Origin of the sequence: Pseudomonas reinekei, assembly GCF_001945365.1 — a bacterium.
Classification (GTDB): Bacteria; Pseudomonadota; Gammaproteobacteria; order Pseudomonadales; family Pseudomonadaceae; genus Aquipseudomonas; species Aquipseudomonas reinekei.
The window spans coordinates 65,164-89,655 of sequence record NZ_MSTQ01000011.1 but is presented as its reverse complement, the minus strand read 5'-3'; the positions used below and the strand labels follow the sequence as shown (position 1 = coordinate 89,655).

Annotated in this window: 19 protein-coding genes and 1 pseudogene; 7 read left to right on the top strand and 13 right to left on the bottom strand. The window is 60.0% G+C overall.

Features of this window, described 5'->3' with window-relative positions:
* The first annotated feature begins 6 nt into the window (after positions 1-6).
* The 3 genes from BVK86_RS18610 to ureC all read left to right on the top strand — a co-directional run bounded on the left by BVK86_RS18610 (position 7) and on the right by ureC (position 2,685).
* Positions 7-540, top strand: a complete 534-nt coding sequence (locus tag BVK86_RS18610; protein ID WP_075947793.1) for a GNAT family N-acetyltransferase — start codon at positions 7-9, stop codon at positions 538-540.
* Positions 540-845 carry an urease subunit beta gene (locus BVK86_RS18605; protein ID WP_075947792.1) on the top strand — a complete coding sequence of 102 codons (306 nt, stop codon included), beginning with the start codon at positions 540-542 and terminating at the stop codon, positions 843-845. The genes BVK86_RS18610 and BVK86_RS18605 overlap by 1 nt, the downstream gene beginning before the upstream one ends.
* 139 nt (positions 846-984) lie before the next feature.
* The gene (ureC, locus tag BVK86_RS18600) at positions 985-2,685 is read left to right on the top strand and encodes an urease subunit alpha (RefSeq protein ID WP_075947791.1); all 1,701 of its coding nucleotides are present in this window, start codon (positions 985-987) and stop codon (positions 2,683-2,685) included.
* 281 nt (positions 2,686-2,966) lie between these two features.
* On the opposite strand, the pseudogene BVK86_RS30180 reads toward ureC, so the two are convergent.
* The 5 genes and pseudogenes from BVK86_RS30180 to BVK86_RS18570 form a co-directional block, all read right to left on the bottom strand.
* Positions 2,967-3,047: pseudogene (locus BVK86_RS30180) on the bottom strand (group II intron maturase-specific domain-containing protein); the annotation flags it as partial.
* Between the two features lie 461 nt (positions 3,048-3,508).
* Positions 3,509-4,918 (bottom strand): PAAR domain-containing protein, encoded by a 1,410-nt coding sequence (locus BVK86_RS18585; protein ID WP_075947789.1) that lies wholly within the window; start codon positions 4,916-4,918, stop codon positions 3,509-3,511.
* Complete coding sequence (locus BVK86_RS18580; RefSeq protein WP_075947788.1) at positions 4,915-5,412, bottom strand: hypothetical protein; 498 nt, start codon at positions 5,410-5,412, stop codon at positions 4,915-4,917. The genes BVK86_RS18585 and BVK86_RS18580 overlap by 4 nt, the downstream gene beginning before the upstream one ends.
* 315 nt (positions 5,413-5,727) lie before the next feature.
* Positions 5,728-6,123, bottom strand: a complete 396-nt coding sequence (locus BVK86_RS18575; protein ID WP_075947787.1) for a DUF6124 family protein — start codon at positions 6,121-6,123, stop codon at positions 5,728-5,730.
* Positions 6,124-6,482: 359 nt separating this feature from the next.
* Positions 6,483-11,723, bottom strand: a complete 5,241-nt coding sequence (locus BVK86_RS18570) for an NEL-type E3 ubiquitin ligase domain-containing protein (RefSeq protein WP_075947786.1) — start codon at positions 11,721-11,723, stop codon at positions 6,483-6,485.
* Between the two features lie 248 nt (positions 11,724-11,971).
* Here BVK86_RS18570 and BVK86_RS18565 point away from each other — a divergent pair, with 248 nt between their 5' ends.
* On the top strand, positions 11,972-13,099 hold the full coding sequence (locus tag BVK86_RS18565; RefSeq protein ID WP_075947785.1) for a sensor histidine kinase: 1,128 nt from the start codon (positions 11,972-11,974) through the stop codon (positions 13,097-13,099).
* Positions 13,100-13,130: 31 nt separating this feature from the next.
* On the opposite strand, the gene BVK86_RS18560 is transcribed toward BVK86_RS18565, so the two are convergent.
* Both BVK86_RS18560 and BVK86_RS18555 read right to left on the bottom strand, forming a co-directional pair.
* Complete coding sequence (locus BVK86_RS18560) at positions 13,131-13,436, bottom strand: chaperone modulator CbpM (protein WP_075947784.1); 306 nt, start codon at positions 13,434-13,436, stop codon at positions 13,131-13,133.
* A gap of 23 nt (positions 13,437-13,459) precedes the next feature.
* The gene (locus BVK86_RS18555; protein WP_075947783.1) at positions 13,460-14,404 is read right to left on the bottom strand and encodes a DnaJ C-terminal domain-containing protein; all 945 of its coding nucleotides are present in this window, start codon (positions 14,402-14,404) and stop codon (positions 13,460-13,462) included.
* Between the two features lie 297 nt (positions 14,405-14,701).
* Between BVK86_RS18555 and BVK86_RS18550 the strand changes: the two genes are divergently transcribed.
* Positions 14,702-15,976, top strand: a complete 1,275-nt coding sequence (locus BVK86_RS18550) for an Hsp70 family protein (protein ID WP_075947782.1) — start codon at positions 14,702-14,704, stop codon at positions 15,974-15,976.
* A gap of 134 nt (positions 15,977-16,110) precedes the next feature.
* Here BVK86_RS18550 and BVK86_RS18545 read toward each other — a convergent pair whose 3' ends face one another.
* The 3 genes from BVK86_RS18545 to BVK86_RS18535 all read right to left on the bottom strand — a co-directional run bounded on the left by BVK86_RS18545 (position 16,111) and on the right by BVK86_RS18535 (position 18,606).
* On the bottom strand, positions 16,111-17,124 hold the full coding sequence (locus tag BVK86_RS18545) for an AI-2E family transporter (RefSeq protein WP_075947781.1): 1,014 nt from the start codon (positions 17,122-17,124) through the stop codon (positions 16,111-16,113).
* Positions 17,125-17,372: 248 nt separating this feature from the next.
* Complete coding sequence (locus tag BVK86_RS18540) at positions 17,373-17,681, bottom strand: PsiF family protein (RefSeq protein WP_075947780.1); 309 nt, start codon at positions 17,679-17,681, stop codon at positions 17,373-17,375.
* A 112-nt stretch (positions 17,682-17,793) separates the two neighbouring features.
* Entirely contained in the window at positions 17,794-18,606 is an 813-nt protein-coding gene (locus BVK86_RS18535) for an AraC family transcriptional regulator (RefSeq protein ID WP_075947890.1), read from the bottom strand.
* Between the two features lie 96 nt (positions 18,607-18,702).
* Here BVK86_RS18535 and BVK86_RS18530 point away from each other — a divergent pair, with 96 nt between their 5' ends.
* Positions 18,703-19,578 carry a DMT family transporter gene (locus tag BVK86_RS18530; RefSeq protein WP_075947779.1) on the top strand — a complete coding sequence of 292 codons (876 nt, stop codon included), beginning with the start codon at positions 18,703-18,705 and terminating at the stop codon, positions 19,576-19,578.
* 42 nt (positions 19,579-19,620) lie between these two features.
* Here BVK86_RS18530 and BVK86_RS18525 read toward each other — a convergent pair whose 3' ends face one another.
* The gene (locus BVK86_RS18525; RefSeq protein ID WP_075947778.1) at positions 19,621-20,511 is read right to left on the bottom strand and encodes an esterase/lipase family protein; all 891 of its coding nucleotides are present in this window, start codon (positions 20,509-20,511) and stop codon (positions 19,621-19,623) included.
* A 174-nt stretch (positions 20,512-20,685) separates the two neighbouring features.
* Entirely contained in the window at positions 20,686-21,324 is a 639-nt protein-coding gene (locus BVK86_RS18520; RefSeq protein WP_075947777.1) for an FMN-dependent NADH-azoreductase, read from the bottom strand.
* Positions 21,325-21,433: 109 nt separating this feature from the next.
* On the opposite strand from BVK86_RS18520, the gene BVK86_RS18515 reads away from it, so the two are divergent.
* Positions 21,434-22,348, top strand: a complete 915-nt coding sequence (locus BVK86_RS18515) for a LysR substrate-binding domain-containing protein (RefSeq protein ID WP_162279044.1) — start codon at positions 21,434-21,436, stop codon at positions 22,346-22,348.
* Between the two features lie 64 nt (positions 22,349-22,412).
* Here the strand turns inward: BVK86_RS18515 and BVK86_RS18510 are convergent, their stop codons facing one another.
* Entirely contained in the window at positions 22,413-24,488 is a 2,076-nt protein-coding gene (locus BVK86_RS18510; RefSeq protein ID WP_075947775.1) for an AsmA family protein, read from the bottom strand.
* Positions 24,489-24,492: the final 4 nt, after the last annotated feature.

Genomic DNA, 24,492 nt, shown 5'->3' with positions numbered 1-24,492 from the left:
TCGCCCATGAACCCCGCCCAACTGCGACGCGTCAACGTAGAAAGCTTCGCGCACTACCGTCAGGGCCTGATTGATCTGCTGCTCGATGCCGTCGGCTATGGCGCCAGTGTCGGCTTCATGGCCGATCTCGATGCGACGCAGGCCCACGCCTATTTCGATGAGGTCCAGGACAATCTGATCAAGGGCAATGTGTTGCTGTGGGTGGTGGTCAAGGACGAACAGGTGCAAGCCAGCGTGCAATTGGCCCTGTGCCGCAAGGCCAACGGCTTGAACCGCGCCGAAGTGCAGAAACTGCTGGTGCGCGAGCATGCCCGGCGTCGTGGTCTTGGCCAACAGTTGATGAGTGCGCTGGAACAGGCCGCCCTGCAACACAAGCGCGGCATGCTCTTCCTCGACACGGAGGCCGGCTCGCCCGCCGAAGATTTCTACAAAGCCCTGGGCTACACCCGCGCCGGGGAAATTCCCGACTACGCCTGCGATCCGAGTGGCCGCTACAAGCCCACTGCCCTCTTCTACAAGATTCTCCAAGGAGCCCATTGATGATTCCCGGTGAATACCAGATCCAGCCCGGCGACATCGAACTCAACGTCGGCCGCCGCACGATCAGCCTGACGGTGGCCAACAGCGGTGACCGGCCGATCCAGGTCGGTTCGCACTACCACTTTTTCGAAACCAATGACGCCCTGAACTTCGACCGCGCCGCCAGCCGCGGCATGCGTCTGAACATTCCTGCCGGCACCGCCGTACGCTTCGAGCCGGGGCAGAGTCGGGAAGTCGAGTTGGTCGACCTGGCCGGGCATCGCCGGGTGTTCGGGTTTGCCGGGCGGATCATGGGGAATCTCTGATTAAGGCGGTGTCTGTTTCGGCCCCTTCGCGAGCAGGCTCGCTCCCACAGGGGAATGCAATCAACTGTGGGAGCGAGCCTGCTCGCGAAAGTGAGCGCAGCGAACGATTTCAAATTCAATTGAATCTCAAGGCAAACGAATGAAAATTTCCCGTCAGGCCTACGCCGACATGTTCGGCCCCACCGTTGGTGACAAGGTCCGTCTGGCCGACACCGAACTGTGGATCGAAGTGGAACAGGACTTCACCACCTACGGCGAAGAAGTGAAATTCGGCGGCGGCAAAGTCATCCGTGACGGCCAGGGCCAAAGCCAGTTATTGGCCGCCGAAGTGGTCGACACGGTGATCACCAACGCACTGATCGTCGATCACTGGGGCATCGTCAAAGCTGACGTTGGCCTCAAGGACGGACGTGTCGCCGGCATCGGCAAGGCGGGCAATCCGGACGTGCAGCCGGGCGTCACCCTCGCCATCGGCGCCAGCACCGAAGTGATCGCCGGTGAAGGCATGATCCTCACCGCCGGCGGCATCGACACCCACATTCACTTCATTTGCCCGCAGCAGATCGAAGAGGCGCTGATGAGCGGCGTCACCACCATGATCGGCGGCGGCACCGGCCCGGCCACCGGCACCAACGCCACGACGTGCACCTCCGGGCCATGGCACCTGGCGCGCATGCTGCAAGCCGCCGACGCCTTCCCGATGAACATTGGCCTCACCGGCAAAGGCAACGCCAGCCTGCCGGAGCCGCTGATCGAACAGGTCAAGGCCGGCGCCATCGGCCTCAAACTGCACGAAGACTGGGGCACCACGCCGGCAAGCATCGACAACTGCCTGAGCGTTGCCGATGAGTACGATGTGCAGGTGGCGATCCACACCGACACCCTCAACGAATCGGGCTTCGTCGAAACCACCCTCGCCGCCTTCAAGGGCCGCACCATTCACACCTACCACACCGAAGGTGCCGGGGGCGGTCATGCGCCGGACATCATCAAGGCCTGCGGCTTCGCCAACGTGCTGCCGAGCTCGACCAACCCGACCCGGCCGTTCACCCGCAACACCATCGACGAACACCTCGACATGCTGATGGTCTGCCACCACCTGGACCCCAGCATTGCCGAAGACGTGGCCTTCGCTGAAAGCCGCATCCGTCGCGAAACGATTGCCGCCGAAGACATCCTCCACGACCTCGGCGCGTTCTCGATGATCAGCTCCGACAGCCAGGCCATGGGCCGCGTCGGCGAAGTCATCACCCGCACCTGGCAGACCGCCGACAAAATGAAAAAACAGCGCGGCCCGCTACCCGGTGACGGCGCAGGCAACGACAACTTCCGCGCCAAACGCTACATCGCCAAGTACACCATCAACCCGGCGATCACCCACGGCATCAGCCATGAAGTGGGTTCGGTGGAAGTGGGTAAATGGGCGGATCTGGTGCTGTGGCGCCCGGCGTTCTTCGGTGTCAAACCGACGCTGATCCTCAAGGGTGGCGCCATCGCCGCCAGTTTGATGGGCGATGCCAACGCCTCGATCCCGACCCCGCAACCGGTGCACTACCGCCCGATGTTCGCCAGCTACGGTGGCTCGCTGCACGCCACCAGCATGACCTTCATTAGCCAGGCGGCGCAGGAAGCCGGCCTGCCCGAAGCGCTGGGTTTGAAGAAGAAAATCGCCGTGGTCAAAGGCTGCCGCGACGTTCAGAAAACCGACCTGATCCACAACGACTACCTGCCGGACATCGACGTCGATCCGCAGACCTATCAGGTCAAGGCTGACGGCATTTTGTTGTGGTGTGAGCCGGCGGATGTGCTGCCGATGGCGCAGCGGTATTTTCTGTTCTGAAGTTGATCTGCTCACCCAAAAAAGGGGCATGGCAACGTGGGGCCCGTCCTTGGCATGAGCTGGCTTGTCGGGTCACCGCATCGCAGCGACGGTCGTCAACGATAAAGCGTGTGGACTGGATAAACGCAACGCATTCGAGGGCATCGCCAGCAAGCTTACTCCTTCAGGCATTGCGTTAGCTTTGTCTCACGGGACTGCGTGAAAAAATCGAGTAGGAGGCGGCTTTGCAGCCGCCGTCCTCTTACACCACCGCACATACGGTTCCGTATGCGGCGGTTCAGGCTGACGCGATTAAACCGATTGATCGTATCCAGTATCGAGACCAGTCCAAGTCTGTCCCACAGTCTCTTCGGCAGCGCCTGATACCTAATTGGCGTGCCCAATTAAGAACTACATTTCGACTGAAAATAACCTTGATCGCTTTCAATTGGAGGTTGCTTATTAGATTAACCGAGCTTTACTAGCGCGAACGCAAGCGCTCCCCAGATTACGATAATCGCCGAAATGATTATTTTTATTTTCAGGAGCCGCTTCAAGTGAGGAGGGAAGTTTTTTATATCAACTGGATCCATCTGACCGGTACGGATACCCGGACCTGGCCACATTACCATTCCCGCAATCTTAGCGACTAGCAACACCCGTCCCATCCACCCTTGGTTCCGCAGGCCCTTTCCCCAAATAACGATATGTCGACAGTTTTTTAAGGAATCCAACATCAGATCCAAATGAAAACTCAAATAAATACTGTATGCAAAAGTTAGGACAATCAACATAAAAGGCCCGCCAACAACAATGATGGCAGCCCAATGAGACCAAGAGCCAATCACTGTATTTTAAGCTCATACAGTTTTTCTCCCAAGAACTCTCCGCCCTCGCCTCCCGCAGTTGTGCCTACCAATGCGCCGGTCCCGACCATACCCGCAACACAGATAACCCCCCCTATCCCTGTAGTGAACCCTAGAGCAAGACATATGGGACCGCTAGCTAAAAATGCCAACTCTCCTCCCCCGTATCCGCCTAAAGTCGACAAAGCAAATTTGCCCCCTTCGGTGAACTTGATCTTCTCGCAAGCAGCTCCAGAGTCGCCAACACATACTTCCTGAATGGCCAATAGCGAAGAAACACCACCAATACCAATGCCAATGTAAGCACCAGCACTCATATACTTCGCCGCCCGACTGGTCGCATTCACATGGTTGGCGTAACCCGGTATCTGCCCCGGCGCACCAGCCTTGTCCCAGTGGTGCACCAGACTACGACTGGAAATGCCGAGCGCCGTCTTCAACTTCGGGTGCTCACCCAAAGTAGTCTGGCCACGCAGGCGCTTGGAGTTGAGCAAGTGGGCATCGAGTTGGGCGAGCAAGCGTTGGCGCTCGGCGAAGAACTGCGGCGATTTGAGATGACCCTGCTGACGATAGCTGTCCTGATGCAGGCGCTCCATGGCTTGAAGAGTGTCGCGCAGATTGTTTAAGTGTTTCTCCATCACCGCCGCGCCAACGCCAAGCCAGGTCGAAGTCGGGCCGGTAAAACTGGCGATTTCAGCCGCGTGGCGGAACATGAAATCGGCTTCATCCGGTGTCAGCGGATCGAGGTCCGCCCTGACCTGCTGCGCGGCCTCCATCAACAGCGCTTCCTCGTAGGTGCAGGCCGCGTTATTCGGATCGCTCAATACGATCAGCGACCCTGCCTTGACCTCGCCTCGCCCAGGGTTCAGCGCCTGGAACTTGCTCATCACGCCCGGATCACGCCTGGCGAACAGCGTGGCCTCCAAGGCTTCACGGGTCATGCTTTTGGGTACCACATGGAACCCCGGTTCCTGAGGTTCTACGCGGCCGAATATCACAGGTACAGGAGGGTTCGAAGGCGCAAAGCCGGATGGGCGGGACGCCTCCGAGTGACTGGTGACCTGAGCAGAGGCCGATTGAGCGGCGCGTCGATCGGCAGCCGGTGCAACTTCCTTTCGATAGGTGGCCGTGAACACCGAGGGGATCAGTTCAGCTTTACAGGGACAGTTGCTGTAGCTATCGAGTGTGCCCGCCATCGCCCTGCCATGACTAATCATGTTGGAGATGCCACCGACGATCTGATAGGTCTTGCCGTCCTTGCCACAGGTGACTCGATCACCATCGCGAGCATGGGCGATGCCATACATCATGATTCGGGTATCGCCATCCAGGACCTTGCCACCACAGGTGGTCTTGTCATCAAGACCAATGAAATATCCCTTGCTCATCGGATTTCTTCCTCAGTGGTAGAGGGCAGAAAATCCTCAGCTATCGATACACCTTCACGCGCAATGAACAGGTAAGCGCCTTGCGGTGTGTTGATGATTTCGTCGCCATTGCAAAGACGGCTGCCGACCAGCGCTAAATCGCTATTCCCTTGTCCCGCGCCCGTGACAATCTGCGCCGTAGTCCCATCGGCATACACGACATAATCGCCTTTCTGCGCCGCAGTTACTTTCTGGCCACTTTCCAATGTGAACACCAGCGGCGCGGCGGCCCTTTGGATTACGCCGCCATCGCGGGTTTGGCTGCCCTCGGTTGCCACACGAAAGATGGCACAAGGGGGATGTTCTTCCGCGTAAGCCTGCTGTTGATGGATGATCGCCATGACTTTGTCGTCAAAGCCCGCAAGTTGCTCTTCGGTGAAGGGCGAGTTGTCCAGACGGCTGAGGAACTCTGAGGAAACGTCGTTGGTAAACGACGGCTGAAAGCGTGCATACATTTCAAAATCCTTATCCTATGGAAGGGTGTTCTGAAATAATGCCGCGGACGCTATCAGCGTCACGACCCTCACGGCAGGGTCAAAGCAACGATTAAGAAATTTCCCCAAAGGAAAACGTCTTTTTCCTACGACATCCTTGCCTCTGGCTAACACCTCCCCTTGCCGGGTGTGTAGAGGACTTTCGCCTCCAAGTCACCAGCGAGGCCACCACAGCCTAACTGGTTGCGCTTACGCGCAACGCGCTATGCCTGGTGCACCTGATAGAAACCCGATGGCGGTTGACTGCCATCGGGTTTGCTTTTTCTGCGGTACTGCTCAGCCGACCCGGCTTTGTTGTCTGGCGACTATCGCCGCCATTTCCGGTTCATCCAGATGATCCAGCGCTTTATCCATCAGCAAATGCACGCTGTCGGCCATGTGGCTGAGTGCCAGGGCAACGGAGCGGCTCGAGCCTTGCACATGTTCGGCGAGGTCGGCGGCGATGGCGCTGATGGACAGCAGATCTTCCGAGGCATTGGCCAGGAGTGATTCAGTGTTGACGTCAGGGCAGACGCTGAAGAGTTGGCCGGCACGTTTCGGTAGCTTCTTTTGCACGGGCGGGAAGTGGTGGTCGAGGGCGCGTTCGGCGGCTTCGTGGAGTTTGCTGGAATCGAGGGAATCGTAGGGCGATGCTGGATCGGTGTCTGGCGGGTTTGGCGTTACTTTGAACATACGCTGATTACTCCTGAATGGAGCCGCCAACACTTCTCTACTAAAAGAAGGGTGGCGGCTGTGCACAGGTTAGTAGACCGGGGAGATCAGCATTTACCGGCGCGCCGAAGCGCCCTGCGCACAGCTGCCATCAAGTTCAGGGATGGGATACCTGACTGACAGAGCCTCTGCACCTTGCTGATAACACCACGGGCTACTAAACCCGATCACTGACAACCAGTGACACGAATCAAGCTACCGAGTGGCCGCAAGGCGCACAAGCCGGCGGATTCTGGCGCACCTGTAGGCAACGGCACAAGGTTTTGTAGCTTTCGGGAAGTAACCCTGACAGCGGTTAAACAGACTTCCGCGAATGCCGTTTAATCCGCGAGCAGACGCTTTAACTTCGCTCGATCCATCGCTTGTTGAGTGATTGATTTCAGCTTCTGTCGGATCTGCTGATCAATGTCAGTCAACGCCTGGCTGTAGTCCTCATCACTCATGACCTGCCCTTCGGGGAAAGCATTTTCGTCTTTGCCCAACTCGCGACACAGCGCGTTGATCTCCACCTCCAAAGCTGCCTTGACGGCCGGTTCGGCTGCCTCGGCGCGGCGTTGCAGGGCGTCCTGCAAATCAGTGGTGGCGTCGATCTGGCGCTTCAGGCTGTTCAGTTGTTCGGCGTTCGAAGACTCCAGCCAGGTTTTCCACAGCGGCTGCTCGAGGATGCGATCGACGAGCAAATCGCCTTCCTCCAGCGCCACCATCCGCTTGAATGCTTCGTCGATCATTTCCTTGGTGACCCCGGCGATCTTGCGGAACTGCATGCCCCGGGCTTGCCACGGCAGATCGAGGCGCCGCGCCAGATCGGTCATGTAGGCCAGATGCACTTCCACCTCATCGATGGTGCCGGTGACATTGCCAAGCCCGTCGAGCCGTCGGAAGCTTTCACCCGCGGCCAACCGCGCCGCCACGCGCTGACGGGCGATGGCGCCGAGTTCATCGAGCCGCGATTTGCCCTGGGCCAGTTCCAGCAGCCGGGCTTCGATCAGGTTCGCGCTGCCCAGTGCGTAGGCCTCGTGAATCAGCACCTGCAGGCCCATCGCATTGAACAGTTGCGTACCGCCATCCACGCATTCGGTAGGTGTCGCGGCTTCGGTGAACAGCTTGATGCGAAGCTCGCTGTTCTCGGCCATGGCCTCGATCATCCGCCAGACTTTTGCCGTCAGGCTCGCCCGATAGATCCTGCCCGCCGTAAAGTCGGCGGATTGCGTGAGCTGGTGGATTTCATTGAAAAACGGCACCGAGCCGAACTCATCCTCGACCGCGTTCCAGATTTCCTGCTTCTGCTGCCACTCCCGCTCGGTCATGCCTGCCGACCAATCGGCGCTGTCCAGCGTGCCGCGTGACGGATACGGCCGGTCAGGGTCCATGCCGACCGACTCAATGTAGGACCTGAGGGTGTCGAGGTTATCCGGCGAGATCCAGCGCGGCTCACGGCTGACCACGGTGCGCGCCAACAACTCGGCACGAAACGACCCCGGTGCGACCTCCGGAATGCGGGTGATCGGGTTGTGTCGCAGGTCGAGGTAGATACTGCGCGGCCGCGACTGGGAAAACAGCCCGTCAGGCCAAGTGTCCAGGCCCGTTTCGTTGAGTAAAAGGACCTGCAATTGCGGCATCCGGCTTATGTTCGGCGCGAGCTTCAAGGGGTTGCCACGCAAGCCCAGCGAGCGCAGATGAACCAGCCTTTTCAAGCGATCGACTGCCGATGCATCCAGCTCTATTTGATTTTCATTGAGGGACAGGTCACTGAGATGACTCATCTCACCGATCACCTCGGGAACGGCGGTCAGCAGGTTGTCTTGCAGGTTGAGATAACGCACCTGGCGAAACGAAGCGAGAAAGGTCATGTGCTCGTTGCGCAATTCGCCGCTGCGCAGGCTCAGCCTGGTGACATGATCGAAGTTGGCCTCCAGTTTCGGTAACGTCTCGAGGAGCCTAGGAAGCAAACGCAGGTCGTCCAGGTTCAGCCATTGCGTATGCATGGCACCGGCCACTTGCATGCCCTCGGGGCCGGTTCGCTGCCAGCACTGCCTTATGGCTGTGTAGAGGCGGTTACGCGCGTTCCACTCGGCAACCCCCGCCGGCATGAAACGCAAAGACCTGGTCGGTGAGTTCATCCAGTTTTGCATCGCGCGATTCAACTGATTGAACTCGGCCTCAAGAGCGGTCAGTCGTTCATCGGCCGAACCACCGTTCTGACTGAACTCGCCGAGCAGGGTTTCGACTTCTTCGGCGCTGAAGCCTGGATACAGCGAGCGAGTCCGCCGCCGCAGTCCCATGCCAGACGGCACTTGCGTATAACCTGGCATGCCGCCGCGCAAGCGCATGACGCTGGGGTCGTAAGACGGTTTGAGCACCGGGTTTTCCCGCAGCACAGGCTCAAACAAAAGCCGATCCAGTGGTTTTGACTTCAGCGCTTGCTCAAGCCCTGCCGCGTCATGGATTTCATAACCCAGGGCAATGCGCTGTGGGTCGGGTAAAGCGTGCAGTACGGCAGCATAGAGCGTGTCCGCACCGTGCAGGTGTTGATCGCGTACGTCCCGAGCTTCATAGCGGCCATCCTCGCCCCGGATCAGCACTTTGCGGATCGGCGCGTCCTCCAGGCCAAGGCTGTCGCGCAGGGGGCCTGTAAATGAATAGTCGCGAATTTCCAGACGCAGGTCCGCAGGCCAGCCCGGCAGGGCTGCGAGGGTGCTCAGCTCCAGGCGCTCAGTGTCCGTGTTGTGCAGCTCGTCCAGATACAGACCTTCATAGGCTCGCGCCACTCGCAACTGGTGCGCCGCTTCCCCGGCCTGCTGGGACAACCTCAAGGGCACGCGTTTTTTCTCGGTCAGATGTTGCAGGTCCGAGGTGTGTGCTTGATCCACCAGTGCTTGCGCCACGCTGGTCGACAGCGACGACTCGTTGCCCTTGAGCAAATTCACTCGGGCATCGTCTGTACGCTCCCGGCGCTCGTACAACTTGTCGAACAAACGCCGTTTACTGCCACGCGCCTGATCGGCCAGGCGCTCGCGCAAAGCCTTGATGCGCACCTTTGAATCGCCGGCAAACCACTGCCCCAGCATTTTGCGAAGGGCCTGTTCATCCAGGAACCCGACCACTCGTGCAGGCAGCGCTCCGGCGAGTAAATCCTGCCAGGTCATTTGCAAGGTATCGGCGGGCAACGCGTCGGCATAGCCTTCCTTGATCGCCGCCCCCGACAGGCCTGGCCCCTCGAACACCTGGATGGCCTTGCCCTCGGGCCAGCCCGACAACTCAGTCATGAAACGCACGGCAAGATCGGCCCACTCCTGCCCGACGCGGTCGGCCAGTATTTGTCCGGCGCATGCATCGGCGTCGGCGTACGCCTTGAAGCGTTTGAGGGTATCGGTCAGCAACGCGGGTGGGGTTTCGTGCTCCACGTGCAGCCGGCGCAAGGCATTCTCGTGAACGCCACTGACGGTCAGGATCTGCTCCAGTGTTTCATCGCTAAAGCCATCGACCGAGGCGCCCAGGCGCTGGAGCAATTGACGCCGATCCCATTCCAGCGGTTGATCGAGCTCAGTCTTCCAGAGGCCAGCGCCGTTGTGCTCCAGCAAGGGCTGATAGGCGTTGGCTCGTGAAGGGTGTTGCAGACGGTGCTCGCCCGTGTCCGGGTCCTGTTTGACTTCGTAGCATTTGTCGTCGAGGCGCAGGAGGTCCCGATCCAGTTGCCGGTACAGGCCCTTTTCACCGACGACGCCATCCTTGGGCAAGGTGACCGATTGTTGATAGGGCGTCAGGTCCGGGTTCCATAAACGCGGCTTGCCAGCGACCTCCACAGGCTTGAGCCCTTCGACGAAGGGCGAGACCTTGATCGGTGTCAGTTGGCCGCCAGGCAATGCGTGACCGGCGCCCATCAGCGTCAACTGCGCAAAGTTGATCAGTACCCCGTTGAAGTAGGCCGAGGCCTCTTCCTTGTCGCCTTTGCTCCAGTCTTCGATGCCTTCGGCCACCTCGGCGAGCATCTGCGCAATCATGATGCCCAGCATCGCCTCGCCCAGACCGGGCACCAGCATCGCGGCGAAGTTGAACAGGTTCCAGCCGATGTCCAGGTAACTGGTCAGGCGCTTGAAGCGGGCGTTGGCGTCCTCGTCGTCGGTCGGCACCGCGATGCGACGGGCATCGGCGATGGCCTTGTCGCGACGCTCAACGAACAAGGTCGTCCACAGGTCGCCGGTGATCTGATTGGTGATGGGTTCCGCGTCGGGGTTCTCGACTGCCGTTTCGCGCCACCATGGCCCCATGTCCAGCGGTTCGCGTTCCTGCCAGGTCAGCGTCTTGAGACGTTCGTTGACCCGGCTGAAAAACAGTCCCTTGTCCTTTTGCGCCACGAACCGGCTGAAGAAGGCCTGGTATTGCGTGTCTCGAAGCTGACCGATCAGGGTCTTCATGAACGCGGCGAGCGAGGGGTATTCCTTGAGCGGATGTTCCGGATCATCGGGTACATAGGCGATCACGGGGCCGGCCAAACGGCTCTGGTGGTAGATGTCGTCGCGGCGCAAAAGCTCATCGTTGAGGCCCTGGGGACCATTGGCGAAAAACGCCTGCAGCAATTTGAACCGCTCGTACTCCGCACCCGGCAATATCGAGAGGCGCTGTGACCATTCGCTCCAGAACTTCACTGAGTCGGGGGTCAAGGCATCAATCGCCTGTTTGATCTGCGACGGATCGCTGACGGCACTGAACAGCACGATGCCGGTCAACCGAAAGCCCATCAGCGACAGTCGGTGGCATTGCAACGGCCGGTCGTACAGCGTGGTATTGGCCTGACTCTCGAGGATCTGCCCGAGTTTGCCGTAGGCATGATCGCTGATATCGCCCTTCAAGCGGGCAACCAGTGACGCCACCTGAAAAGTGGCTTTTTCACTGGCCACCGATTCGTCCTGCAAGGCGCGCCGGGCTTCAGGGATCGCCGGCAGCAGGATGGATTTGATATGCCGCTGGTACTGTCCGCCAATGTCGAGGCGGCGGCACATCGATGCAAACCCGGGCAAGGAAATGGCGGATTCAAGCGCGAGGCTGCCATGCTCGTCCCTGCGATAGATACCCGAGCTGCTGCGCCAGGCGTCTTCGGCGGTTTCTGCTGCCTCGAAATTGTGCAATGCCGCGTCCAGCAACGTGGACTGTCGAACGCGACTGGCCCCGGTGTCGATGACCATGGCAATTTTACTGGGTACTTCAAGTTGCACGCTGAGCGCGTCGATGTTTTCAACGCCCTTGAAATTCGCCTGCATCGACGCCTTGAGCAGGGGTTCGGCGAAGGCATTGATGTCGTGCCGCAAATCGCCCAGGGTCTTGTCCAGAAGGCCTTGCAAGCGACCCTGTTCTTCAATTGACTCCTTGAGGTATTGGCGGTCGACTTCCCGGGCGCTGCTGTACCATTGGGGGATGTCGGGGCGCAGTGTTTCAAGGGTTTTCAACCTCGCTACCGAGGCCTTTTTTATCGCGCCAGGGATCACGTCGAGTACACGATCGTAATGAACGCCGTTGGTTTGGGTGGGCGTTTCCAGCGAGTTGCTTCCATGCAAATCAGTCACTTTTTATTCACCTTGGTGACAGGAAAGGAGTGAACAGACTTATCCACCGACACCCGAAACAAAAGCGCAAATTACTGTTCAACCAGCACGCTAAAGCGCTCGGTCCGTTCGAAAATCAAAGAGCCGCCAATACATAAATACCGCCACGGCAGCCGGGCTTTATGCCGCTGTATGAGTGGTCGTGTTTTTCCCACTAAAGGGACTACTATTCGAATCGATTTCCTTCGATTCATGCTCAGGTATCCACTATGCGTCTTTCCGAATTCATCGCAGCAAACGTTGATCGCATCGTCGATGAGTGGGAGCAGTTCGCCGCAACCATCACCCCGGCCGCCGAATCCATGGACAGTGCCGCATTGCGCGATCACGCGAAGGCAATTCTGCTGGCCGCCGCGCGGGACATGACCAAACCGCAAACGCCCAGTGAACAAGCGGCCAAGGCCAAGGGTGAAGGCCCGGAAAAAACCCCGAGCCTGGACGAGGCCGGCGCCAGCCACGGCGAGCTGCGCCACACCGTGGGATTTGATCTGGTGCAGATGACCAGCGAATTTCGCCATCTGCGCGCCTGCGTGATCCGCCTGTGGGTCGACAGCCTTCAGTCCCCGGACATGGCTTACTTCCAGGACATGATTCGCTTCAATGAAGCCATCGACGAAGCCCTGGCCGAATCCACGGCGGCCTATGCCGAGCAGGTCAATCGCTCGCGGGACATCTTCCTCGCGGTCCTCGGACACGACCTGCGCGCGCCGCTGCAAGCGGTGAGCATGTCCATCGAATTGCTGCTGCGCAAAACCACACTGGAGGGCGATGCCCTGGCCTGCGCGACCCACATCCAGCGGGGCACGCGACACATGGCGGTGATGGTCGGTGATTTACTGGAGTTCGTGCGCAGCCGCCTGGGCAAGAGCCTGCCGATCGAGCCGACGCCCACGGACCTGGCCGACGTGGCCCATGCGGCGATTGCCGAAGCGTGCGCCGGCAACCCTGCCTGCGACCCGACCCTGGAAATACACGGTGACACACGCGGCGTATGGGATGCCGGTCGACTCGCTCAGCTCTTGCAGAACCTGATTGGCAACGCTTTGCAGCACGGCTCGAACAAACGCGACGTGACGGTGACCCTCAAGGGCGAACCGCAGGCGGTGCGCCTGACGGTGCATAACTTCGGCACGCCTATTCCAGAAGACGCCATTGCGACCATCTTCGATCCGCTGGTGCGCAGCGCGGACGAAGAACTGGGCCAGCCTTCAACCAGCCTCGGGTTGGGCTTGTTTATCGTCAAGGAAGTGGTCAACGCCCACCAGGGGACGATTGAAGTCAGTTCGAATGAAGAGGACGGCACGCTGTTTACCGTGGTGCTGCCCAGAAAGGTTTGAAGCCGTTGCGAGCAGCGGGCTTTTGTGCCGACTACTCCACCACCAACCGCCCCAACCGCTGCTTCAACATCCGGTTCTCCGCCCGAAGTTGCTGGACTTCCTCGAGCAAGTCCAGCGCCAGGGCAACCCCTTCCCACTCCAGCTCCAGGTCGCGCCGCAGCTTGGCCGCGCGTTTGGCCAGGATCAGTTCGTAATCGGTGAAGCGCCAATCGTTGGGCACGGCGCCCTGAGGTTCGAGGATGCCGTGCTCGACGATTTCGATCACATAGACGTCCGACAAGTCGGTCGCCTCACAGAATTCTGCCAGGTCCAGTTGAACGATCAGGGGGTTGCTCATGATGGGCTACTCCTTCTCTTGGATCAGAAATGTTCTCGCGGGTCGAATGCGGCTTTTTTCGCCAGTTCCTGCCACAAGGCCTTGATGTCATCGTCCGATTTTTTCGGCATGACCGCCTTCAATTGCACGAACAGGTAACCGCGCTCGCCCGCCTTGTTCAGCAGGCCGTGGCCCTTGGCGCGCATGCGCTGGCCGTTCTGGCTGCCGGCCGGAACCTTGAGGTTGATCTTGCCGGTCAGGGTCGGCACCGCGACTTCAGTACCCAGCGCCAGCTCCCACGGGGCCAGCGGCAAGGTGATGATCAGGTTCTCGCCTTCGACATCGAATTTCGGGTGCGGCGCAAAACGGATCGTAAGGTACAGGTCGCCATTGGCGCCGCCACCGATCCCGGGGGCACCCTGGCCTTTGAGGCGAATGCGTTCGCCGTCGGTCACGCCGGCGGGGATCTTCACGTTCAGGCTTTTCGGGGTGTTGCTGACGTGCTGGCCTGCCGCGTTGTACTGCGGTACCTGGAAGGTCACCTTCTTCGATTCGTTCGAGAGGGTCTCTTCGAGAAAAATCCCAAGCTCCATTTCCACGTCTTGCCCTCGACGGCCGCTGCTGCGACGAGACTCTGCGCCACCAAAACCAGGGCCACGGTTACCGAAAATCGAACTGAAAAAGTCCGAAAAGTCGCCGGTGTCCTGGCCACCGCCACCGAAACCACCACGGCTCTGCCAGCCCGGCGGTCCCTGGAACGGTTGACCGTGCTGACCGTAACGGCGCAAATCGTCGTATTCGGCACGTTTATCGGCGCTTTTCAGCGCTTCATAAGCCTCGGAGGCATCCTTGAACTTGGCCTCGGCGTCCTTTTCCTTGCTGACATCAGGGTGGTATTTGCGCGCCAGCTTGCGATAGGCGGCCTTGATCGCCTTGTCGTCTGCCGTCGGCTCCACACCGAGAATCTTGTAATAGTCTTTGAAGTCCATCGCGGGAATCACCATCCGTTATCGAAATCGCGCCACTTGCCACAGCATGCGCCTGTTTGCAGCGCAGGGCTTGACCAATCTCAAAGTTGTGAGCGGGCAGCGCATCAGAAGTTTATCGGCAGCTGGCGAGCCGACTTGCGGTCGATGCCCGGCTGTCCGGTTGATGCAGGGTAGTTTGGGGGTGACGGCGCATCTTTCAAGGCGCTTAAAGGCAAGATTTAGCGGATAGTCGGCCTTCGATTCTGTGCCGCACTGACATACACTGCGCGGCCGTTTTTTAACCGGAACCTGAAAGACATGAAAAACGCATCTCCAGCCCGTGCCTGCGGCATCGACTTCGGCACGTCCAACTCCACCGTCGGCTGGCTGCGTCCCGGTGTGGAAACGCTGATCGCGCTGGAGGACGACAAGATCACCCTGCCTTCGGTGGTGTTCTTCAACATGGAAGAACGCCGCCCGGTGTACGGCCGGCTGGCGCTGCACGAGTACCTGGAAGGCTACGAAGGCCGCCTGATGCGCTCGCTCAAGAGCCTGCTGGGCTCCAAGCTGATCAAGCACGACACCAGCGTTCTCGGCACGGCGATGCCGTTCAAGGACCTGCTGGGGCTGTTCATCGGTCAGTTGAAGAAACGTGCCGAAGCCACCGCCGGTCGGGAGTTCGAAGAAGTGGTGCTGGGCCGTCCAGTGTTCTTTGTCGATGACGACGAAATGGCCGATCAGGAAGCGGAAAACACCCTGGTGGACGTGGCTCGCGCCATCGGCTTCAAGGATGTGTCGTTCCAGTACGAACCGATCGCGGCGGCGTTCGACTATGAGTCGACCATTGAAAAAGAAGAACTGGTGCTGATCGTCGACATCGGCGGTGGTACCTCGGACTTCTCGCTGGTGCGCCTGTCCCCGGAGCGTCGCACCCATGACAACCGCCACGACGACATCCTCGCCACGGGCGGCGTGCATATCGGCGGGACCGACTTCGACAAGCAGCTGAGCCTGCAAGGCCTGATGCCGCTGTTCGGCTACGGCAGCCGGATGAAGAGCGGCGCCTACATGCCCACCAGCCACCACATGAACCTGGCGACCTGGCACACCATCAACTCGGTGTACTCGCAGAAGTCGACCCTGGCCCTGGGCAGCATGCGCTACGACATCGAAGACACCGGCGGCATCGATCGCCTGTTCAAACTGATCGAACAGCGCGCCGGGCACTGGCTGGCGATGGAAGTGGAAGAAACCAAGATCCAGCTGACCCACGCCGACAGCCGTCACGTGCCGCTGGACCGGATCGAAGCCGGCCTGAGCGTCGAACTGAGCCGCGCCCTGTTCGAATCGGCCATCGATAACCTGCTGGAGCGCGTGCGCAACAGCGTCACCCGGTTGCTGGCTGATGCCAATGTGCGGGTGGATCAGGTGGATACGGTGTTCTTCACTGGTGGTTCGAGCGGGATTCCGGCATTGCGCAACAGCGTCTCGGCGATGCTGCCGAATGCGCGGCATGTGGAAGGCAACATCTTTGGCAGTATCGGCAGCGGACTGGCGATCGAGGCTGCCAAGCGCTATGGCCCAATGGGCTGATCCGATCCTCTGTGGCGAGGGAGCTTGCTCCCGTTGGACTGCGTAGCAGTCCCATTTTTAGGGCCGCTTCGCGCCCCAGCGGGACGGTGCGGCGTTCCGACAAGCTCCCTCGCCACAATCAGATCAACCGCCCATCAAACCATCCCCACCTGCTTCAACTCGCTCTTCAAATACGCGTAATAAATCGGCCCCGCCACCACCCCCGGCAGGCCGAACGCGGCCTCGAACACCAGCATCGCCAACAGCAACTCCCACGACTTGGCACTGATCTGCCCGCCGACGATGCGCGCGTTGAGGAAGTATTCGAGCTTGTGGATAACAATCAGGTAACCCAGCGCCGCCAAGGCCACCCAGATCGACAGCGACAGGCCGACGATGGTGATCAGGGTGTTCGACATCAGGTTGCCGATCACCGGTAACAGGCCAAGCAGGAACGTCAGGACGATGAGGGTCTTGGTCAGCGGCAAACTGATGCCGAACATCGGCAGCACCACCGCCAGGAATATCCCGGTGAAGAAGGTGTTGAGCAGGGAAATCTTGATTTGTGCGAACACGATGTTGCGAAAGGCCTGGACCAGCAGGTGCAAACGATCGAACAGCGCGGCGGCCAGGGGCTTGCGCTTGGTCAGGTCGGGAATGCGTTGCAGGGCGATGATCGCCCCCAGCACCATGCCGATCAGCAGCGTCACGAACATGTGCGCCGCGTCCTTGCCCACCAATTGCAAATCGCTCAGGTGCTTGCTGACCCATTCGCCAATCGCCACGCGAAACTCGGCGGCGCTGGCTGGCAGATAGGCGTCGATGAACGGCGGAAGCTGACCCCGGGCGCGGTCGACCACGCCCATGAACTTGTCCAGGGAAGCCCCGGGGTTTTCTGCTTCGTGTAACAGGAAACTGATGGCACCGGCGAAGATCAGCGTCAGCACACTGACAATCAACGTCCCCAGTAACGCCACCGCCAGCCAACGCGCACGCCGGCCCTCGATCAGCCGCTGCAATTGCGGGGTGAGCATGTTGACCAGTTCGAACACCAGCAACCCGGCCAGCAGGCTCGGCAGCAACCGCAGCGGTATCACCAGCAGCAGTCCGCCAAAAATAATGACCCAGCTGATGACCAGCAAAACTTGACGCTGAGAAAACGTTGGCATACAGCCTCAAAACGAACGGCGTAAAAGGATTGGCAGTCTGCCAGCGATCCGGTGTCAGCACTAGGGATTGTGTGGGGCGACCTTGGTCGGGGGCCAATCTGCTTTTTGCAGCGCCGGTTACGGCGCCATCACGGGCAAGACCGCGCCCACAAGTCTGCGGTTGATCATGTAAATAGAGTCCAACAGAGAAACCTGTGGGAGCGGCCCGCGATGAGGCCTTCACAGCCCCCACAAATTCCGCCGAATGTTTATTTCTTCTTCAAGCAATCACTCATGAACGCCTTGCGCTCGTCACCCTTGAGGGCTTTGGTGGCCGCATCGGCGTTGCAGGTTTTCATTTTCTCTTGCTGCGGGGTCAAGGCAGTGCCGGCATCGTTGGCTGCCGGGGTGGCTTTGAGACAATTGCTCATGAAGGCTTTGCGCTCATCGCCCTTGAGGGTTTTTGCGGTCGCCTCAGCGTTGCAGGTGGTCATTTTGTTCTGCTGGTCAGTTGCGGCAAAGCTTTGGGAACAGAGCAGCAAACCGACCATCAACAAAGGGGCACGCATTATCTTCATGGAGTTTTCTCCTTGTGGCCGCACCGAACGATGCGGCATTCACCCAGAGTGTAGTCAAGCCTTGTTACACCATCCTCCGGTTGGTCATTGACCGGTTGTGCGAGCCGCCCCCTCAAACGCCTGGCATTCTGCGTGCGGCTGAGGAGCGGCGCATGGATCGCCGATAATAATCAGGCGAACAACCCGCTTGACGCTGGAACATCGCAATAAATGCCGAAGCCGTGCTGTAGCCCATGTCGAAAGCAACCTCCTGAATACTGCGATGACTGTCCAGCGCGTCAATCGCGGCCAGAAAACGCAGACGCTGGCGCCACTCCCCAAAGCTCATGCCCAACTCACGGACAAACTGCCGCGCCAGAGTTCGTTCGCTGACGTGAACCTGCGCCGCCCAATGCGCCAAAGCCCGGTTATCACCCGGATCGGCTTGCAGGGCTTCGCAGATGCCCAGCAGTCCCGGCGTGCAGGCATAGGGCAGGTAACACTCATGCACCGGCGCCTGTTGCAACTGGTCCACCAGGACCTGGGCGAGGCGTTTATCCGCAGCGTGCTCGGGAATCTTTACGTCACGGGCGGCGAAATCCTTGAGGATGGACTTAAGGATGTCACTGATGGCGAGTGTGCAGGCCTGTTGCGGCAGATCATCACAGACCGCCGGTGCCAGGCAAACCGCACGGTAATTGATCGGCTGATGGCTGTAGAAACTGTGCTCGACTTCGGGCGGCACCCACACCGCGTAGTGCGGCGGCGAGAGGAATCGGCGGCCGTCGACATCCATGTGCAAAACGCCGTGCGCCGCATATTCCAGCGTGCCCCAGGGATGCCGGTGCGCCGAAGCGTATTCGTGGGTGCCGAAGTCGGCATAACGGAAGTACACCGGAGCCGGCAGTTCGCTGAAATCCAGCAAGTCGATGTGTTTACGGGTCATGCTGTCCGGAATCAAAGGCGGGTTGTCTGGATCGGAGTATAGGCTTGCATCCAGACAGTGGATAATCGCTCTTCATTAACGTTCTGGTTTTTCCCGATGCAATACGCTTATCCCCTGCTGGCCATTTTCATTTGGGCCGGCAACACCGTGATCACCAAAATGTCGGCCGGGGTAATTTTCCCCGCCGAGATCGGTTTCTATCGCTGGCTGCTGGCCGGTGTGCTGTTCACGCCTTTCATGCTCCAGCCTGTGATTGCCCATTGGCCACAGATTCGCCCGAACCTGGGCAAGATTGTCATCCTCGGCGTGCTGGGCATGGCGGTGTACCAGAGCCTGGCCTATTTCGCCGCGGCCCTGACCTCGGCCACCAACATGGGCATCATTCTGTCGTTGATGCCGTTGATGTCCCTCGCCATGGCGATCATCAGCCTCGGCCAACGCCTGACCGCCGGCGCACTGGCCGGCGCGGTACTGTCGTTCGCCGGAGTGTTGGTGGTCGTGTCATCCGGCAGCCTGGGTTTGCTGCTGGAACATGGCGTGAATCGGGGCGACGCGATGATGCTGGTCGCCACACTGGCCTATGCGGTCTACAGCACCCTGCTGAAGAAATGGCAGCTGAAATTGCCGCCGCTGGTGTTGCTGTATCTGCAGGTGCTGGTGGCGGTGGTGGTGCTGTTTCCGCTGTTTCTCGCTTCAGCGAAAACCGGTCCCACTTTGCACAATATTCCGCTGGTGCTGTACGCCTGCCTGTTGGCTTCGATGGTCGCGCCTTTGGCGTGGATGCAGGCGGTGGTGCGCCTGGGACCGAGCCGGACGGTGATGTTCTTCAATTTGCTGCCGGTGATGACTGCGCTGATCGCAGCGGTGGTGCTGCATGAGCAACTGGCGCTGTATCACTTGGTGGGCGGGGTGTTGACGTTGGGCGGGGTGATCGTTTCAGAGCGCTGGACCACTGTGCTGGGCCGTGCGTAATTCTTTCGTGGCGAGGGCGCTTGCTCCCTCGCCACAGTCGGCCTAAAGCCCTGCCGCGCTTAGCCGCGCCGCATGCTCGACAAATAGTCTGATCGGCTCGGCCCCCTTCCCCACCAGCCCCAGCGACTGGTTGACGATGTCGAAATGATCCAGCGGGTATTCATCGCCAATCACCGTCCCCAGGTGCGAGCTGTAGCGGCCGACCATTCCATCGCAATGTCCGGCCTCACGCACGAAAGTTTTGGCGAACAATCGGCAACTGCGATGGGTGCCGTCGAGCAGGTTGCGCCCGCGATCGGTCTTGCCCGGTTGCAGAGTCCCGGACCAGGAGTAGTAACGCACTCCGTTCACCTCCTCCGGCCCGTGCCCGCCCCACGTATCGGGCAGGCCCTGCGGATAACGCTGGTTGAACAGCGCGACGCCCTCAGTGGTGAGTGAATGGTGGGAGCCATGGATGTCCACCGGCAGTTTCGGCCCCCGATAACCGGTGTCCAGCCAGCACATCACGGCGCTGATCATGCGCAGCAAAAAGGTCAGCAAGCGACCTTGGGTGCTGTCATGGGGATAGTGCCGGTGCAGGTAGTCGGCCAGTTCCGAACCATGGTTCGGCCCCGCGACCGACGTCACCGAGGCGACTAGGTCCGGACGCTTGGCCGCCGCATAACGGGCGGTCAGCGAGCCTTGACTGTGGCCGATCAAGTTGACTTTCTGCGCCCCTGTCTCGCGCAGAATCTCTTCGATCCGCGCCAACAGTTGCTCACCCCGCACTTCATTGGAATTGAGCGGCGAAACCTGAATAGCGAACACGGTCGCACCACCCCGGCGCAGGGCATCGACAATGCCGTACCAGTACGGATAGAACACCAGGCGGATAAACCCGAGCATTCCCGGGACCAGCACCATTGGGTAACGCGGGGCAGAACCTTGCGACATGGGCGGACATCCTTGTGATCGAAAGGTGACGCAAGGCGTGATGCAAGACATCCGCCAAGCATCGCCAGCGAAGATGACAACTCGACGACCAGTCTATGACATCCGCCCTACTTCAGCCCAACCACGCCCGCGACGATCAGCCCCACTGACAGCAACTTGACCTCCGACAGGCTTTCAGAACGCCCTGGCCAGCGCGAGCAAGCGCTGTTCGGCCTCGGCGGCGGACACCGCGAAAGTGCGAGCCTCGGATTCCTCGCCCTCCGCCGCGACCACCGTGACGTCAGTGATGCCAATGAAACCGAGCACCGTGCGCAGCAAGGGATCGGCGTGATTCATCGCTTCCAGTTCGCCGCCCGGACCAAAACCGAAGCCGCCGCGACTGGTGACGATCACGGCCTTTTTGCCCTGCACCAGCGGCTCGTATTGCGCGATACCGTTGTCGAGGGTGTGATTGAAGGTCAACCCAAGCCGCACGATCTGATCGATCCAGGCCTTTAAGCCACTGGGCACGCTGAAGTTGTGCATCGGCGTAGAAATCACCAGTACATCGTGGCCGAGCAATTCGCCGACCAGTTCATCGCTGAACGCCAGATCCGCCTGCATCGACAATGGCCGGGCCTGGGGTTCGGGATAAAACGCGGCCGCCACAAACGCTTCGTTGACCGGGGGAATGAGCGCCCGCCCGACTTCACGGCGGGTCACCTGCACCTGCGGATGATGCGCTTGCAACGCCGAAAGAAACACCTCGGCCAATCGCCGCGAGTGCGAACGCTCACCTCGTGGGCTGGCATGAATAGCAAGAATTTTACTCATCTGAATCTCCTCAACGGCTAGACTGAAACACTTGTGGCTCTCAGCTTGAAGCGCACAACTGCGTTCATTCAAATGAGCAAAAATCATTCTGGATGAATCTATTTCATCCATGGAGCATTCAATGTTTGCCTCGTTGCCGCTGACGGCCCTGCGTGCCTTCGAATCCGCCTCGCGCCTGCTGAGCTTCAAGGCCGCCGCCGAAGAACTGTCGGTGACACCGACGGCGGTGTCCCATCAGATCCGCTCGCTGGAAGCCTGGCTCGGGGTGCCGCTGTTCGAGCGCCTGCCCCGCAGAGTGCGCTTGACGCAATGCGGCGAACGGCTGTTCCACAGCCTGCACGGGGCTTTTCTCGATGTGGCGCAAAGCGTCGACACCCTGCGACCGCAGCGCAGTGGCACCAGCCTGACGATCTCCACCACTGCTGCCTTCGCCGCGCTGTGGCTGGTGCCACGGCTGGGACGCTTTTACGCTCGGCACCCGACCATCAATGTTCGCCTCGACACCCATTGCGAAGTCATCGACCTGCATCAGGACGCCAGCGTCGACCTGGTGGTGCGCTACAGCCTTGATGACTACCCGAACTTGTACGGGTTATGCCTGTTCGATGAGTCCTTTGGCGTCTATGGCTCGCCCGAGCAAGTGGCGCTGGCAACCCAGCGCACGCCAACGCTGATCAGCGTGCACTGGCACAACTCCAAGCTTTACGCACACGGCTGGGAGGCGTGGTGCGCACAATCCGGCGAGACATGGCTGAGCGGCCAACCCGCCGTGCGTGAATACGACGAAGAGCATTACGCCCTGCAAGCGGCCATCGCCGGGCAAGGCCTGGTGCTGGCGAGCAATATTCTGGTGTCGGAAAGTGTCGCCAACGGATTGCTGTCGCCTTATCGGAGAGATGTGCAGGTGGATGGCGCCGGTTACAGCGCCCTGTGCGTGCCCGGTCGCGAGCGGCATCCGCCGGTGCGGGCGTTTTTTGCCTGGTTGCGTGAAGAAGCGTCGGCGTCGGGGGATGCGTTGGCATGAAAGATCGCTATCGCAAGCCTGCTCCGGGCTGCGTTCCGACGATGAGGCCCTGACAGGCGCCCGATTATTTTGTTGGCTTGACGGTGACCGGCGCCTTGCCCGACTTCATCTGCTCCAGCAGCGGCGCGCATTGATTCGGCTCGCCGCCGCTCGGCGCCACCAGCGCCAGCAGTCCCGCCGCCGGAGCCGCGATCACGCCCAGCGCAACCATCCCGGCGCCGCGCAGCATCAATGGCACTGCCTTAACGCCCGCGTCGGGCTTGATGAACTGGCCACGCACATACAAGGGTGAACGCAGCGAGATCAAACGCCAGCCTTTGGATTCCGGGGTGATGGTCAAGTCCAGTTGCTCGGTGGCCATGTTCGCCGTGCCATCGATATAGATGATCGCGTTCTCGGTATCGAAGACGAACAATCGCGTCGTCGCCAGACCGTTCTTGATGTCGAAGTCGGACGCGGCGCAATTGATCTTCACTTCCTTGTCACCGAAGATTTTGCCGATCACATAGTTGCCCACGTTCAACCCCGCGAGTTCCATCAACTCGCGGCTGATGGCGCCGTCGTTGATCAGCATTTTCAGGTTGCCGTTGGCACTGCCCAGCAGTTTGGCCACCGAGTTGCCGCGACCGGTGATGTCGGCATCGCCGTTGAGCTCGCCGAAACTGGTTTTCATCGGTTCGAAGGTCGGGAACAACTGCTTGAGCTTGAAGCCGCGCGCGGTGAGCTTCGCCCGCCCCTCCAAGGGCTCGGTGTGACCATTGAGGCGGATCTGCGCATCCAGCTTGCCGCCCGCCACGCCAAACCGCAGCGGTTCAAGACTGAGGACACCGTCGGTCAGCACCAGATGGGTGTAAAGATCATTGAACGGCAATTTCTCGCTGTGCACGATCCGTTTGCCGGTGAACTCGACGTCGGCGTCCATATCGCGCCAGCGTTCAGTCTTGAACTCCTCGACCGGCAATACTTTGTCAGTCGGTTGCTTGCTTTCGCCACCACGGGCCTTTTGCTCGGCATTGGAGTCGGCACCGATCAGCGGGGCGAGGTCAGCAAACAGCAATTGATTGGAAAGCAGTGAGCCGCTGAGTTTTGGCCGAGGCTGTCCCGCGACGTAGGTCAGGCTGCCGTGGATGTCACTTTCGCCAATCTTGCCGTTGAATGCTTCATAGCGGAACTCCGCACCGCCAGGCTCGTGCAGCTTGGCGATCAGGTGTCCGTCGGTGGCATACGGCGGGGTATCCGGCAGGGTCACGCCCGTCAGCGGGTAGAGATTGCCCAGGCTGCTGCCGGCCAGCTTGAGGCGCAGGTCCAAGGCGCCGAGGTTCAGCGGGTCGGTCAGGGTGCCCGCCAGCTCGACACGGGTATCGCCGATTTTTGCCTGCGCCTGCAGTGGAAACGGCCGGGTCGCATCCTGCAACGCCAGCAGTCCGCCGATTTTGCCCTGACCCACGAGCTTCTGGCCGTGATATTGGCCTTTGACCTTCAGGCCAAAGGCATAGTCCATGGGGGCTGCGCCCCCATCCGAGGCTTTTTTCGCGGCCTTGTCGCCGACGATGTCGCTGAAGGGAATCGGCTTGCCCAACGGGTCGATCAGCAGGTCGAGTTGCGTCTTCAGGTTTTGATCGTCAAGGGTGACATGGCCTTTGTCGAAGCCTATTGCACCGATGTCCACAACCCACGACGAAGGTTCGGCGTTCGGGTCTTTCGGGTCGAACTTGAACACCCAGTTGGCGCGCCCGTCAGCCAGGCGCTGCAGCTCGGCATTGGGTTCAGTGAGATCGATGCGCGGGATGACCACGCGCTGCCCCAATAAGGCCAACGGCGAAAGGCGCAATTCAACCCGCTTGAGGCTGGCCATCTGCGGGGTTTTCGACCAGTCCGGATTACCAAGGGTCAGGTCTTCGGCCACCACATGTGGCCACGGCACCCAGGCCCGCCAGCCACCCTCGTCGAGCTCGCGACGCCAGATCACCGCCAGATTGCCGTTGATGGCGAATGGCCGATGCAGCTCTTCGGAGACTTTGGCATTGAGGGGTGGCTTGATCCGGTTCCAGTCGAAAAACACGATGATCAGCACCAGCACCGCCAGCAATACAACGAGGGTGGCCGTGGTCCAGGCGATAATTCTACGGGGGCGCGTCATTGCA

What these genes read in the sequence shown, in the direction of transcription:
- BVK86_RS18610 (WP_075947793.1), top strand. Translation starts at nt 7, where the DNA reads ATGAACCCCGCCCAACTGCGACGCGTCAACGTAGAAAGCTTCGCGCAC.
- BVK86_RS18605 (WP_075947792.1), top strand. Translation starts at nt 540, where the DNA reads ATGATTCCCGGTGAATACCAGATCCAGCCCGGCGACATCGAACTCAAC.
- ureC (WP_075947791.1), top strand. Translation starts at nt 985, where the DNA reads ATGAAAATTTCCCGTCAGGCCTACGCCGACATGTTCGGCCCCACCGTT.
- BVK86_RS18585 (WP_075947789.1), bottom strand. Translation starts at nt 4,918, where the DNA reads ATGAGCAAGGGATATTTCATTGGTCTTGATGACAAGACCACCTGTGGT.
- BVK86_RS18580 (WP_075947788.1), bottom strand. Translation starts at nt 5,412, where the DNA reads ATGTATGCACGCTTTCAGCCGTCGTTTACCAACGACGTTTCCTCAGAG.
- BVK86_RS18575 (WP_075947787.1), bottom strand. Translation starts at nt 6,123, where the DNA reads ATGTTCAAAGTAACGCCAAACCCGCCAGACACCGATCCAGCATCGCCC.
- BVK86_RS18565 (WP_075947785.1), top strand. Translation starts at nt 11,972, where the DNA reads ATGCGTCTTTCCGAATTCATCGCAGCAAACGTTGATCGCATCGTCGAT.
- BVK86_RS18560 (WP_075947784.1), bottom strand. Translation starts at nt 13,436, where the DNA reads ATGAGCAACCCCCTGATCGTTCAACTGGACCTGGCAGAATTCTGTGAG.
- BVK86_RS18555 (WP_075947783.1), bottom strand. Translation starts at nt 14,404, where the DNA reads ATGGACTTCAAAGACTATTACAAGATTCTCGGTGTGGAGCCGACGGCA.
- BVK86_RS18550 (WP_075947782.1), top strand. Translation starts at nt 14,702, where the DNA reads ATGAAAAACGCATCTCCAGCCCGTGCCTGCGGCATCGACTTCGGCACG.
- BVK86_RS18545 (WP_075947781.1), bottom strand. Translation starts at nt 17,124, where the DNA reads ATGCCAACGTTTTCTCAGCGTCAAGTTTTGCTGGTCATCAGCTGGGTC.
- BVK86_RS18540 (WP_075947780.1), bottom strand. Translation starts at nt 17,681, where the DNA reads ATGAAGATAATGCGTGCCCCTTTGTTGATGGTCGGTTTGCTGCTCTGT.
- BVK86_RS18535 (WP_075947890.1), bottom strand. Translation starts at nt 18,606, where the DNA reads ATGACCCGTAAACACATCGACTTGCTGGATTTCAGCGAACTGCCGGCT.
- BVK86_RS18530 (WP_075947779.1), top strand. Translation starts at nt 18,703, where the DNA reads ATGCAATACGCTTATCCCCTGCTGGCCATTTTCATTTGGGCCGGCAAC.
- BVK86_RS18525 (WP_075947778.1), bottom strand. Translation starts at nt 20,511, where the DNA reads ATGTCGCAAGGTTCTGCCCCGCGTTACCCAATGGTGCTGGTCCCGGGA.
- BVK86_RS18520 (WP_075947777.1), bottom strand. Translation starts at nt 21,324, where the DNA reads ATGAGTAAAATTCTTGCTATTCATGCCAGCCCACGAGGTGAGCGTTCG.
- BVK86_RS18515 (WP_162279044.1), top strand. Translation starts at nt 21,434, where the DNA reads ATGGAGCATTCAATGTTTGCCTCGTTGCCGCTGACGGCCCTGCGTGCC.
- BVK86_RS18510 (WP_075947775.1), bottom strand. Translation starts at nt 24,488, where the DNA reads ATGACGCGCCCCCGTAGAATTATCGCCTGGACCACGGCCACCCTCGTT.